The 12,765-nt window shown below is 46.2% G+C and carries 10 protein-coding genes; 6 read left to right on the forward strand and 4 right to left on the reverse strand.

The annotated features are described in order from the left end of the window. Positions 1-58 precede the first annotated feature (58 nt). Positions 59-1,249 carry an MFS transporter gene (locus tag FTX54_RS01345; RefSeq protein WP_246125646.1) on the reverse strand — a complete coding sequence of 397 codons (1,191 nt, stop codon included), beginning with the start codon at positions 1,247-1,249 and terminating at the stop codon, positions 59-61. A gap of 586 nt (positions 1,250-1,835) precedes the next feature. On the opposite strand from FTX54_RS01345, the gene FTX54_RS01350 reads away from it, so the two are divergent. The 3 genes from FTX54_RS01350 (at position 1,836) to FTX54_RS01360 (ending at position 2,971) form a co-directional block, all read left to right on the forward strand. Beyond that, positions 1,836-2,087, forward strand: coding sequence for a hypothetical protein (locus FTX54_RS01350; protein ID WP_147804253.1), 252 nt, complete (start codon positions 1,836-1,838; stop codon positions 2,085-2,087). Between the two features lie 226 nt (positions 2,088-2,313). Further along, positions 2,314-2,448: a hypothetical protein gene (locus FTX54_RS01355; protein ID WP_281285248.1), complete on the forward strand. Its 135-nt coding sequence runs from the start codon at positions 2,314-2,316 to the stop codon at positions 2,446-2,448. Continuing rightward, entirely contained in the window at positions 2,441-2,971 is a 531-nt protein-coding gene (locus tag FTX54_RS01360) for a DUF4256 domain-containing protein (RefSeq protein WP_147804252.1), read from the forward strand. The genes FTX54_RS01355 and FTX54_RS01360 overlap by 8 nt, the downstream gene beginning before the upstream one ends. A gap of 326 nt (positions 2,972-3,297) precedes the next feature. Here FTX54_RS01360 and FTX54_RS01365 read toward each other — a convergent pair whose 3' ends face one another. After that, a complete protein-coding gene (locus FTX54_RS01365; protein ID WP_147804251.1) occupies positions 3,298-7,053 on the reverse strand; it encodes a gamma-glutamyltransferase in 3,756 nt (1,251 codons plus the stop codon). A 236-nt stretch (positions 7,054-7,289) separates the two neighbouring features. On the opposite strand from FTX54_RS01365, the gene FTX54_RS01370 reads away from it, so the two are divergent. Further along, positions 7,290-8,975: a DUF2207 domain-containing protein gene (locus tag FTX54_RS01370; protein WP_147804250.1), complete on the forward strand. Its 1,686-nt coding sequence runs from the start codon at positions 7,290-7,292 to the stop codon at positions 8,973-8,975. Positions 8,976-9,093: 118 nt separating this feature from the next. On the opposite strand, the gene FTX54_RS01375 is transcribed toward FTX54_RS01370, so the two are convergent. Next, positions 9,094-9,690 carry a GNAT family N-acetyltransferase gene (locus tag FTX54_RS01375; RefSeq protein ID WP_147804249.1) on the reverse strand — a complete coding sequence of 199 codons (597 nt, stop codon included), beginning with the start codon at positions 9,688-9,690 and terminating at the stop codon, positions 9,094-9,096. Then, positions 9,687-10,235, reverse strand: a complete 549-nt coding sequence (locus FTX54_RS01380; RefSeq protein WP_147804248.1) for a hypothetical protein — start codon at positions 10,233-10,235, stop codon at positions 9,687-9,689. The genes FTX54_RS01375 and FTX54_RS01380 overlap by 4 nt, the downstream gene beginning before the upstream one ends. A gap of 870 nt (positions 10,236-11,105) precedes the next feature. Here FTX54_RS01380 and FTX54_RS01385 point away from each other — a divergent pair. Further along, a complete protein-coding gene (locus FTX54_RS01385; RefSeq protein WP_147804247.1) occupies positions 11,106-11,423 on the forward strand; it encodes a hypothetical protein in 318 nt (105 codons plus the stop codon). A gap of 369 nt (positions 11,424-11,792) precedes the next feature. Then, complete coding sequence (locus tag FTX54_RS01390) at positions 11,793-12,764, forward strand: NAD(P)-dependent alcohol dehydrogenase (RefSeq protein WP_147804246.1); 972 nt, start codon at positions 11,793-11,795, stop codon at positions 12,762-12,764. Position 12,765: the final 1 nt, after the last annotated feature.

Consider the following 12,765-nt stretch of genomic DNA (forward strand, 5'->3'; position numbering starts at 1 on the left):
CATAAAGTACCACATATTCAGCTTCTTTACCCGAAAGCAGGAACAGACAATCCCTTTTTTATTCTATATTGATATCTTTTGTTGAAATCGACCGTTTTAACAGCCAGATACAGACTGGCGTGATAAACGTCAGCAGTCCAAGTACAGTAAAAGCCGCGCCCCAGTGGTAGAAATCAAGCAGAACACCGAACAGCACAGGAGAAAAGATGGTAGCGCTGAAGCCCATCACAGACTGAATGCCGAGAGAGGTACCAACAACGTCTTCATCTGCAATCTCGGTAAGAGAGGTATTATAAATCGGTGAATCGGCGATGATAGCAAACCCATAAATGAAAACAACAGGTAATAGCAGCCAAAGCGGCGCTGCCACGAGCCAGCCGATCACAAGGGAGCAGGCGATGCTGATCCAGATAAAAACATTTATTATTTTCAGCCTGCCGAATTTATCGGAAAGTTTACCTCCGGCGAAAGTAGCTAACCCGCCGACCATAATTACGACAGAGGCTGTCAGGTTTCCGAGTCCTATGGAATTATCTACGCCGCTGGATGCAAAGTAATAAACCATGAATGGACCAATCCACGCCCACATAGCGTAAAGCTCCCAGCAGTGGCCGGTGTAGCTGATGTTGACGAGCAGGTTTTTCTTTGTGAGCACTCTTTTTAAAAGAGCAAAACTTAAACGATTCCCCTGTATCTGAAAGTCGGCGGGAATATGGGAAAAATAAATCATCCCTGCGGCAATCAGGGCAGAGGAAGACGTAATAAAAATAACTCCCTGCCAGCCGACAAGGTTTATCAGCAGACCGGAAACGAGCAGGGAAAATCCGGAACCGACTACAAGGGAGCCGACATAAATCCCCATTGCCGCTCCTCTTTCCCTGGGAGCAGCAATTTGTGCAACGATTTTCATCCCCGGTACATAAATGCCGGCAATGCCTACCCCGGAAAGAAACCGCAGGAGCAGCGCAGACGTAAAGCCTTCAGCAAAAAAGACAAATAAAATGCCGGAAACACCTGCGAGAGCTGCCCCGTACATAAAGGAATATTTCGGATTATATTTGTCGCTTAAAAAGCTGTAGAAAAAAACAGCTGCTACGTAGCCGATATGAAAAAAAGAAACGATAATGCCGGACTGGGTTGGAGAGAGCCCCCACTCTGTTTCTACTATTGGCATGACAGCTGAAAAATTAAACCACACCTGCATCGCCAGAAACTGGGCAATGGCTAATATCCAGAGAAGTCGGTTCAAAGCAGGACAGCCCCCTTAAAAAGTGACAAAGTTAATTGGAAATGAAGAATTCTTCTGCTTATAAGTATACACGTTAAGCAGAAAGGATTCAGACCTGTTTTTCAGGTGACGCCCCTCTGAAGATGAAAAGCGGGAAAAGCATAGAAAAAACTTCGTTCAGGATTTATTACCGCCTTTCTAAAGAAAATAATGGTATAGGAAGGGGCAGCAGGAAAAAGGAAGGCCGAGGCGAATTATATAGTTATATAAATTGAACTTAATATTTATATAGATAGAAGGTATGGTGACGAAAGCGGTTTTCCCTATTGAAAGAATGATGTTATCTTTTTGAACGGCAGAGCGTCTTTGCCGGAAGAACTGAAAAGGAGGACAGGCCGATGCAGAGCCCATGGGGCCACTCCGAGGCGATGGAGGACGAGCCCCACTCCGCCCGACGGAAGGGAGGACGGAATTAGCTGAGGCCGGCCCTGCGCCCCCATGGAAACGAAAGCGGCTGGTTACAGAAACGGAACCTAATTATTAAGTTCAACATATATAGTAAAAGAAAGTCTAAATTCCATAACTATAGAAGAGGAGGGGATGAACGATGAAGTATCGAACACTCTCGGGGAAGTGGGCACTTATGCTCACTCTTGTATTTATAGGGCTGATCTCCGTGAAACTATTTCTGACTCTGCCCCTTCCAACCCCTATCGTTGCAGTTCTCGGACTTGTTGGCTTTGCACTTGGAATCACCGCACTGGTTAAACACGACCGAAGTTTAAGTGTCCTCTTTTCGATCGCTGTAGGATTGATTATTGTAACATGGATCATCGGAAGAATGATGTTTCTTTATTAAGTTATGGTGAACTGCTGGAGCAAATTCTAACTATATAGTTGGCTCTGTTAAAGCTCTGTGTTGTTTTTGGATTGCATGCGGCTCCTCCGCCTGCCGCGGAGAAAGCCTTCAGCTCTCCCTCCCTTGCGTCCGGGAGGATCTTCAAGCTTTCTTTTCCAGCAGGCGTCTTGCCCTGGTCCTGGTTTTTGCATTGTTATATTCTTGATTCAACCAGCGGGCTTTCTGTATGGGAAAATCAAAACGAAGCGAAAACCGCCCGTGGAAGATGGAAACGAAAGCGCTCGTCCATCACTTAACTACTTTATTTTCAAGGCAGCCTAAAAAAATAGGCACTTTAAAAAGGAGGATGACGAATGAATGAACTCATCGAAGTACTGAAAGAACGCTTTGAGAAAAACAGCCACCGTCACCCGGAAGTGATCTGGTCTGATGTCCAGAAGCGGCTGGAGGCGGATTTGGAAAAAGGAAGAAGCCTGCAGGAAATGGAAAAGACCGGCGGAGAGCCGGACGTACTCGGTGCTGCTTCAGAAACGGGAGAATACCTTTTCTGTGATTTTTCCGCTGAGAGCCCCAAAGGCCGCCGGAGTGTCTGCTACGACCGGGAGGCACGCGAATCACGTAAAAAATTTGCGCCTGAAACGAGTGCGGTGGAGATAGCAGAAAACATGGGGATCGTGCTGTTAACAGAGGAGCAGTACCGGAAGCTGCAGGGAGCAGAAAAAGTGGATCAAAAAACGTCGAGCTGGATCCTTACGCCTGGGTCGATCCGGGAACGGGGAGGCGCTCTGTTCTGCGACCGCCGCTACGACCAGGTTTTTGTTTATCACAATGGAGCCGAATCCTATTACAGCACAAGAGGATTCCGCGGCTGTCTGTCCGTGTGATTCTATGGACGTCGTTTTTACTGATTTAAGATATAGGAGCGGGAGCTTTGAGAAGGACATCGGGCGGTAATTCCTGCCGGTGAGTGCGGAAAAGCTGATGTTTTTACAGAAGAACATAACCATTTTGCAAAGCAGAATTCATCTGCACAAAGAGAAAGCTGTTCCATAAGGGTAGGAGCACGGTTTTGCACGGACAAAAGCCTGTTAGACAATTCCCCGTCTAACAGGCTTTTTAACATCTTGTCCGGCTCCGCGCGTGCTTTCCAGGCTGTCTCGATAAACCTTTTGAGACAGCCTCCTCTTTCTATTTGCTGCTGGGTTTCTCCCTAATTGTTCCTTCCAAGAGACCGGTGGAAAACAACCGCGGATTCAGCTCTGGAAGCAGACGCTTTCGGCTGGAAAGCTCCCTGGGGATTTCCCTGTATCAAACCGGCGGCTGCAGCTTTTCCTACTTCCTTTTCCGCCCATGGAGCAATTTCACTGCTGTCAGTGAACGATAATTCACTTCTCTCCAATGCCTCTCCGGTGCTGATTTCGACGGCACGGACAAGCATAGCCGCCATCTCTTCCCGGGTTATTACTTCAGCTGGCCGGAAAAAAAGACCGTCGGCGGTTTCGTACCCATTAATAATCCCAGCAGTGGAAGCTGCATCGACATACGCAGCATACCAGCTTCCGTCTGCTACATCTTCAAATTGTGTCGACCCTGCGGCATGCACTTCCAGATTAAATGCCCGGGTAATGAGCGTCGCGAATTCAGCGCGCGTAACGTCATCATTAGGAGCAAATTCTTCGGCAGAGCGGCCTTCAATGACTCCGGTTTCCACCATGAGTCCGATTTCTCTTTCCGCCCAGTGACCCTCAATATCAGGGAAAGCGGCAGGGACGTTCGTCAGTTCAAGAGCGCGGAAGAATACGATCGCAGCCTGTGCTCTGGAAGCAGGAGCTTTCGGTTCAAAGCTTCCGTCTGGATTTCCCTGAATCAGGCCGGCGCCTGCTGCTTTTGCAACTTCTTCTTTTGCCCATGGAGCGATATTTTCTTCATCAGTAAACGAAACAGAAGCGGCTTCTAATTCCATCTCCATTTCAACAGCCCGCACGATCATAGCTGCCATCTCTTCCCGGGTGATTTCTTCTCCAGGACCAAAGAACAAGCCTTCTGCCGTTTCGTAACCGTTGATGATGCCGGAACTGGCAGCTGCGTCAATAAATGGTGCGTACCAGGCTCCTTCCGCTACATCGTCAAACTCCTGCTCCCCTGCTGCATGATGCTCGAGGTTGAAAGCACGCGTGACTAGCGTCGCAAATTCCGCCCGTGTCACATCAGCGTTTGGCGCAAATTCGGAGGGGGAGCGGCCTTCGATAATGCCCGATTCCACCATAGCTTCAATCTCTTCCTGTGCCCAGTGTCCCTGAATATCCGGGAAAGCGGCGGGTGGGCCCATCGGCTCCTCGGACTGGACGACGGCACTGCCTCCGCCGCGTCTCGTTTCTTCAGTGACAGGGCGGACGATCCCGTCACCAAGAAATTCAATGCCGGTAGCTGCACCAATTCCCTGGACAGCGTTGCTCGGAGTAAAGCGGTGACCCATTGCTTCCCATTCTTCTTTCATGGACTCGAATTCCGTATTCCAGTATCGGGCTTCATAATTGGCCCGGCTGTCAAAGTTGTTCCGCTGGCTGACTCTTGGCTCTCTAAAAGCTTCCGGAAGAGGCATGTCAAAGTCAACGCTGCTTATAATAAGCTGCAGTACTGTCGTTAAAATCGTATCGCTTCCGGGAGCTCCAACGGTCAGCTCAGGATTTCCATCTTTCATTAACAGAGTAGGAGACATACTGCTTAATGAGCGCATCCCCGGTCTAGGATAGTTAGGGTGGGAAGGATCTCCCCCGGGGGTTCTGCCGTAAAGAGCATTGTTCAGTAGAAATCCGTGATTCGGCACAACCATGCCGTTTCCGCCGATAGATACAATAGTTGTCGTATAGCCGGCAACATTCCCATCTTTATCGGTGACGGATAAATGAATCGTCGATTCATCTGCCTCAAGCGTTTCCTGCTCAGCTTCCTGCTCACGAAGCTGTTCTTCATCAATCATTTGTTCTTCTTCCTCAATGGAAGTCGTATTTTCCGGTTCTTCCGGAGCAGTAAAAGACTGGATGGAAGCCGGTACGGCCGGTTCATCACTGCCCGCCTCCCATTCATCTATGAGAATTTCATCAAACGTAATATCCTGACTGCTGGAACCGTCAAAATTAATGGCGCTTAATAGAAATTTTCCCTCTCCGTAGGAAAGCCGGTCGCTGCCGGCAAGGCTGTGATACCCGGTCCATTCATCCGGTTCGCTGTCAGCATCGCTCCACAAATTAAATTTCAAATCATTTCCGTCCACGACAAAACGAACATTATGTTTATGAGTGTCAAGTGGATAATCAAAGCGGGCAATCGTTCTAAATGATGAATCTTTGGCACGCAGTAAAGAAGCTTCTTCTGTCTGCGCGTTAATCTCCAGTCCGTAGCCGTTCTCCGGTATGGAGCTGCCGGAGCGCCAGACGTCACCCTGGAGCCAGAGACGAAGACGCTGGTCACTGCCGGTTTCACTAAGCTGGAACGAAGTATTCAGTTCCGGATTTGCAAATGTCTGCATATTCGCAGTCGCCCGTCCATAGGCACTGCCTCTGCCGTCTTTCCGTTCATGAACAGAAAAAACACCCGTATTGTTATTTATAGTGAATGAAGCGTCGTCAGGGCTGCTTGACGGCCCTGTATCAAGCCGGTGAAATTTGAACTGGTCCCAGTTTGATCCGTTTTCGCCGGAAAAGTCATAAGAAAAGCTGTTATCAGAAGACGGAGAATCCGGACTGCGGTTTGGGTTTTCTTCATACGGCCATGGATTGCCAAAAGCAATTTGACCGAGTGCCGCCTGGTCAGAATCAATAAGCTGTCTTCGTTCTTCTGCAAATCCTTTGGAAAGCATGCCCGTCATCGGTATATCTGTAAAGGCCGGATCACCAATATATTCTCTTCGGTCTGCAACGGCAAGGCGGGTCGCTTCCATGAAATGATGATACCCATCCGTTTTCGAAGAACCGATGTCAAACCCATTCATAATTTCCAGCGACTCTCCGACAGTAATGCCGCCGCTTGAAGAAGGTGGGGCGCCATAGACGTCGTAATCCCGGTACGTAGAGTGAGTCGCGCTGTACGTATTAGTTTCATAACTGCTCAGATCGTTCATCGTGAGCTCGCCTTCAAGCATCCCCTTGTCTGTTTCCCAAAGTGTGCTGACGCTGCGATAGTCGGGGTCAGCTGTAAGCGGAGGGTCATTCACTGTGTCAACGATGGCTTCTGCGATATCACCTTCATAAAAAGCAGCGGCTCCTTTTTCGCCGATCATCCGGTAGGTCTCAGCCAGGTCAGAATTACGGATGATGTCACCGGCTTCTGGTGGATTACCGTTTTCATCTAAGTATATTTCGCTTGTGGACGTGAACAGGGAAAAACGATCCGCATTCTGCCGTGCTTCTCTTACAAAGTTGTCATCGACAGTAAATCCGTTTTCCGCAATTGCAACTGCCGGTGCGAGCACTTCCTCCATAGTCATCGTCCCGTAGTCTTCAAGGGCCGTTTCCCAATTTTTAACCGTGCCCGGTACGGCGAAGGCTGATCCGCTGGAAATGCGCATAGCAGCAGGATAAATCAGACCGCTGTCCGGATCGGTGTATGTAGTTTCGTTGAACGATCCGGAAGCTGCAGAGCGGCTGTCGATCGCAATCGGCTCGTCTTCGCCTTCCAAATGAATCAGCATCATCCCGCCTCCTCCGATGCCTCCGGAAAAGGGACGGGTGACTCCCTGGGCTGCCGCTGTGGCAATGGCAGCGTCTACCGCATTGCCTCCCTGATCTAAAATTTCCATCCCGGCTCTCGAAGCTTCGGGATCTTCCGAAGCAACAGCTCCGCCATATCCTGTAACCGTGGAATCCTGTTCTTTCACCGGCTGGGCAGAAACTTCCGCTGGGGAAGCGACAGCAGTTGATAACAGCAGTAATGCGAGGCCTGCCGGACCTGAACGATTTAATATCATATGTATCCTCCTTTGGATTACAGAATCTTCCTTCAGTGTAGCAGTAGAGAACAGGAAGTAAATAAGGCTATCCTATTCGTTTGACCGCACTGGAAAAGGAGGCGGAGTTTCACCATGGGAGAACGTTTTAAAGGCTTAGTTACAGGATTTTGAAAGTGATTTATCACCTTGAAACTGGAGGAAATTAGAAACTTTCGACCGGGACATTCGTATAGGTTACAAAGGAGGGGAAACGTATGAAGTGGTTTATTAGTGCCTGGAGTATGATTATAGTCTGCTTTTTTCTGCCTTTTTCCGCAGGAGCATTTGAACTGACGATTCCCGAAGCCGAGATTCATGCACACCTCCAGGAGGATGGGAGTGTGGAAGTGGAAGAAACGTTCACTTATGCGTTTGAAGGAGAGTTTAACGGAGTGGTTCGGACGCTGAATCACCCGGAAGAAACTGCTGTTGAAAACCTTCAGGCTTATGAAAATGGAGAGGAGCTTGTCATTGAAACGGAGGAAGAAATCGTTCATTCGATTCACCGCTCCGGGGAAGACGAAACCTTTACTGTGGATCTTCATTACACAATAGAAAATGGAGTCGAGCGATTCACAGATGTTGGGCAATTTTACTGGGCTTTTTTCGATTCCAGCAACGAAATGGATTACGAAGCGATGAGTATCTTCATTTACCCTCCGGAAGAATCAGAAAATGTCCAGGCAATCGGATATGATGAAGCAGAAGGAGCAGAAACAATCACGGAAGACGGCATAGTTATATTTGATCTCGGACACGTAGAAAGCGGATCAAACGGGGATATAAGGACTGCCTTTGATGAAGCAATGTTCAGCGGTGCAGAACGGACTTCCAATGATACTGCAGGCAGACAGATCGCTGTGGAAAAAGAGGAGCGGGAAGAACAGGCAGCGGCTTTTGCAGAGAGAAGAAACTTTCTTGATAGCGCTGCCCCTTTTCTACTATTTGCGGCAGTCGCAGCAATCGTGTTTCTTATTTTCAGGGACAATCTGAAATTCCGCTACGGCAGAAGCAGAGCAGATAACGCAGAGAGAGAGAAACCGGTACCGGAGCCGATCATGAGCATGCCCGCAACGATGATGTATATCCATCAGACCGTTACGCCGGAAATGCTCTCCGCCTCGCTGCTTGATCTCGTTAGAAAAGGAAAAGCGATGCAGGAAGGGGAGGACGGCTTCCGTATAAAAGAACGGGACGAGCTTCTTTCCCACGAAATAAAGCTTATCGAAATGCTTGATGATATGAGCGAGGAGAATGTCTTTCATTTAAAAGACATGGCTTCATACCTCGAGAAAAAAGAGAACTATGAGACTTTCAAGAAAAAAGAAGCGGAATGGACAAAGGAAGTTAAAAAGGAACAGAAAGAAGAAAAGCTGGTGATTGAACGAAAAACATTCCGCTTTGTTTTGATGTTGGCGGCCACTCTAACCTTTGCTGCAGGAATTGTATTTATGATCCACGGGCTTATACTGCCATTCGTGATACTTGGACTCACTGCTGTCACGTTCCTTCTTTATCCAATTGTCTATCAGCCTAAAACAGATAAGGGTTCTGCAGTTTCAGGAGAATGGCAGGATTTCAGAAAAAGACTGAAAGAGTACACAGTTGAAGACTGGCAGCGTTTAACGCCTTCGGAGCAGAAAACTGCTTTTATTTTTGGGCTTGGTCTTAATCTGAAATCAGTTAAAAAAATAGCCGGGGAATTAACGAAGCAAATACCGGCAGACCGGAAGCCGTTGGATTATGCAGATAGTTCAACGGCGTTTATGATGACAGGTGTGTTAGTGAGCACACAGTTTCACTCAACAACGGCTCAGGCCTCAACCTCCTTCAGTTCTGGTCCCGGAGTGGGCGGAGGTACAGGCGCAGGCGGGGGTGGGGGAGGGTCTGGAGGATTCTGAAGGCATCCTTCCTCCCACCTGAAAGCTTCCCATAGGAAGCGAAGGGTTACTTGATTGTATCCAGACTTATCTGCCTATTTTTGTCTGTTAAAGTGAGAATGGTGAAGAAACGGGACGATTATTTACTTTGTTCTGCAGGCCGGGTCATACAATATACTTTTAGTCCGTCGATGACTTTAGTATCTTTAAGCTCATATCCAAGCTTTTCGTAATAAGCGATATTCTGGTCGTTTTCAGTATCCAGTGCGATGGGAGAGGGGGGCTGTGAAGAGGCAGCAAGTTCATGAATCTCTTTTAAAACCTTTTTCCCGAGGCCCCTCCCTTGAAAAGAAGGCTCAACACCAATCATGGTTATATAGTAATGGGGTGCATTTGGTGCACTTGCAACAGTTTGTTTTTGATATTTAGTTAAGAATCGGAGGACATGAAAAGGCAGCTGAAATACCAATAAAAGCATCTTTATATTTAATCTGACTTTAGCCCCAACTGATACACGTGCAAGGTTTTCCGGCCGCTCCAGAACCGCAACGTAACCAGGATTTTTAGTGTGATCAGTAAGAATCATCCCATCTGATAAGTGATTTCTCTTAATAATAAACTTAATTAAAGTTTTTGACTGATCTTTATTATTTTTGTTCGAAAAAAGATATTCAAACATTGGATCTTTTTCAAAGGCCCTGGCTAACAAGGAAACATGGTTTTTATTAATATTCACTTCGTGTCCCCCTTGTAATGGAAAACTGAAAAGCTGAACAACACCTTAAAAATATAAAAAATGAATAATACGGATACGAGGAAGGGGAGTGTCTGCCCCCAATAAGCAACTATCAGCAGGCCTAACCCTGTTAAGCTGCCGGCTGAGAGGCTTTGAAAAGGGGATTCTCTAATGAAATTTAAGAATACTGCCCCGATGAAAGTGTAGATCCAAATTGTAACCCCATAATAAAGAGGAACTTCCATTGACCACGCCAGGATAACAGGCTGAATGTGGATTGCGATAAATATCCATCGTTTCTTTGGATGCTGATTATAAAAAAGATCAGTGCCTCTCGTTAAATTTGCTACAACCCCTCCTGCGATATCTAAAAACAACAGCCACGTTACTATTTGCTTTACCAAGGATAAACCTTTCCATTCATCATAGCCGAAAATCCCAGCTGCTGCGCCGGAAATCAGTACAAAAAGAGCAATAATAACTAAGGCGGATTTCGACTGATATTCACCCAGGATTTCATGAAAAAATTTCGGAATTTTAATCATAAAGCACCTCTCCCTGACCATCCGGGAGGTCAATTTTAAAATATAAAAGATAGCGGATATTTATTCTAATAAAGACGGCTGTCTTGAAAATAAAGCAGATAAGCGATAAACGTACGTTTTTTTCGACAGGCGTCCGCCGGGATTAAAGAATAACCTTCTGTTTTTTATTATCAATAGCTTTCATTTAGTAAAAACGAGCGACAAGGTGATCTTTCGAGACACCTGAGGAAAGCGAAGAAAAAAGAGCCGCAGGCACTCCAAAAAACAACACAGAGCTTTAACAGAGCCAATTATTAAGTTCAACATATATGAATTATGAATCAATTTCATAACATACTTTGCAGGTTATTTTAACGATCATGTTATCAATTTACAGTGTGAATATTCGTATATGAAATCGGATGATTGAAACGGCAGACGGCGACTCCGGCGGGATAAAGCGAAGTCTGAAAATCCATTTTTCCGGTGTACAGTACTGGAAGAATTAGTTGAAGACGAGCCCCGCGGAAAGCGTCCGTCTGAAGTGGAAATCATTCACCATGTTCGGAAATCTCATACTTACAGCGACTTATGAAATTGATTCATATAATAAAGACGTTTCTGCTTTAATTGGAAAATCCTAATTCCTTAACCAGTTCTGGGTGAAAATTGGATACCATAAGCTCTCGTACGACAGCAGTGTAGATAAAAATTTCTTATTTTCGCTCGTATTCTGTTATTTATAGGAAAGTAAACAGATTACCTGTAAATTTTACAGAATATTTAATAAATATCAACTGAATTTACTATCCATTTACCTGATATAGTTGTAAAATGTAGTAAACAGCTCAGGTGAAGTCAGACAGCCAACATAAAAAAGGAGGAAACATAATGGCTGACTCTTCAGGAATCGATAAGAAGATCAAGAAAAAGCAGAAGTCACTGGAAAAACTCAAGGCTAATTGGGAGAAGGAAAAAGAGAAGGAAGCAGACGCACTTGAAAGAGCGGAGAAAGCAGAACGGGAAGCGGACAAAACTTCTTCCGAAGACAAAAAAGTAAGCAAGTGGCAGGTAATGAGAAAAGAAACGCAAAAAAGGGCAAAATCGGTTAAGAAACAGGCGGATATTCTAAACAGGAAAAATAAATACACTCAGAAAATCAGCGAATACAAATCCCGCTTGAAAAAAGATGAAGAAAACAAGGAATAAAGAAAAACACCCCTGATGAGCGGAACACACACAGTTTTATAAGACAGACGAAGGAAGGTGTCTCAACTTTTGGGTCACCTCTTTGAAGTCTTTTACAGAAACCTGTCGCAGCTATTTCACGAGGAAGAAGGTGGGGGTTATGGTAGGAAAAAGGAAAGGATCGAAAGCAGAGAATAGTAGCATTCCATTTTTTCAGAAAGTCGCTGGAAACTTTGAAATACAGGTTTTTCTCAGGAAGTGCTACGAAATGAGGGCAGTTATTTTCAACATTCAAAGATCCTGTCCATCCATACACCATCTTCAGGTATTCCTCCGGGTAATTAATAGTCGTAAAAACAGGAAGATTGCTGTATCTGCAGAGGCACACTTATGAAAGCAGCCGTATACTACCGATATGGATCGCCGGAAGAATTAAAAATAAAGAACATACAAAAACCTGTACCTAAGGAAGAAGAAGTACTAATAAACGTTTACGCAGCGTCCATTAATTCATGGGACTGGGATCTTCTGCAAGGAAAGCCGTTGCTGAGCCGGATTGGGGGACTGCGAAGGCCCAGGTATCGGATTCTCGGAGCAGACGCAGCCGGGATTGTCGAAAGCACAGGAGAGAAGGTCAGGCAGCTGCAGCCCGGAGACAGAGTATTTGGAGATCTGTCGGGGAGCGGCTGGGGAGGATTTGCTGAATATGTAACAGCACCGGAGCATGTCCTGGCCCGCATGCCGGAAAATATGTCGTTTCAGGAAGCCGCTGCTCTCCCGCAGGCAGCCGTACTTGCTATGCAGGGACTCCGCTGCAAAAGACCGGTGGAGAAAGGAGAAAAAGTATTAATTAACGGAGCTGGAGGAGGGGTGGGCACGTTTGCGGTCCAAATGGCTAAAGCATCCGGGGCTGAAGTGACGGGAGTGGACCGCGCTGAAAAATTAGAGATGCTCCAATCGATTGGAGCCGATCATGTGATTGATTATAGATTGAGAGATTATACGAAAGAGCAGGAACGTTACAACCGAATTATTGATATTACGGCCCAGCGTTCGATCATTGAAAATAGAAATGCTCTTCAAGCAGGGGGCATTTACTTGATGATCGGCGGAAAAACAGCGTATATTTTGCAATTGATGATGCTGGGAGCTATTTTCTCCCGAACGACAAGCAAAACGACAGGGCTTCTTCTTCATAAACCAAATAAAGAAGACCTGGAACATATTTTGGAATTCGTTGAATCGGGAAAGGTGACTCCCGTGATCGATAGACAATTCCCGCTGAAAAAAACAGCGGAGGCCTTTCAATATTTTGGAAAAGGAATGCATGCAGGAAAAGTGATTATCAAAATAAGGGAATAAA

This window comes from Alkalicoccus halolimnae, assembly GCF_008014775.2.
Classification (GTDB): Bacteria; Bacillota; Bacilli; order Bacillales; family Salisediminibacteriaceae; genus Alkalicoccus; species Alkalicoccus halolimnae.

What these genes read in the sequence shown, in the direction of transcription:
- FTX54_RS01350 (WP_147804253.1), top strand. Translation starts at nt 1,836, where the DNA reads ATGAAGTATCGAACACTCTCGGGGAAGTGGGCACTTATGCTCACTCTT.
- FTX54_RS01355 (WP_281285248.1), top strand. Translation starts at nt 2,314, where the DNA reads ATGGGAAAATCAAAACGAAGCGAAAACCGCCCGTGGAAGATGGAAACG.
- FTX54_RS01360 (WP_147804252.1), top strand. Translation starts at nt 2,441, where the DNA reads ATGAATGAACTCATCGAAGTACTGAAAGAACGCTTTGAGAAAAACAGC.
- FTX54_RS01365 (WP_147804251.1), bottom strand. Translation starts at nt 7,053, where the DNA reads ATGATATTAAATCGTTCAGGTCCGGCAGGCCTCGCATTACTGCTGTTA.
- FTX54_RS01370 (WP_147804250.1), top strand. Translation starts at nt 7,290, where the DNA reads ATGAAGTGGTTTATTAGTGCCTGGAGTATGATTATAGTCTGCTTTTTT.
- FTX54_RS01380 (WP_147804248.1), bottom strand. Translation starts at nt 10,235, where the DNA reads ATGATTAAAATTCCGAAATTTTTTCATGAAATCCTGGGTGAATATCAG.
- FTX54_RS01385 (WP_147804247.1), top strand. Translation starts at nt 11,106, where the DNA reads ATGGCTGACTCTTCAGGAATCGATAAGAAGATCAAGAAAAAGCAGAAG.
- FTX54_RS01390 (WP_147804246.1), top strand. Translation starts at nt 11,793, where the DNA reads ATGAAAGCAGCCGTATACTACCGATATGGATCGCCGGAAGAATTAAAA.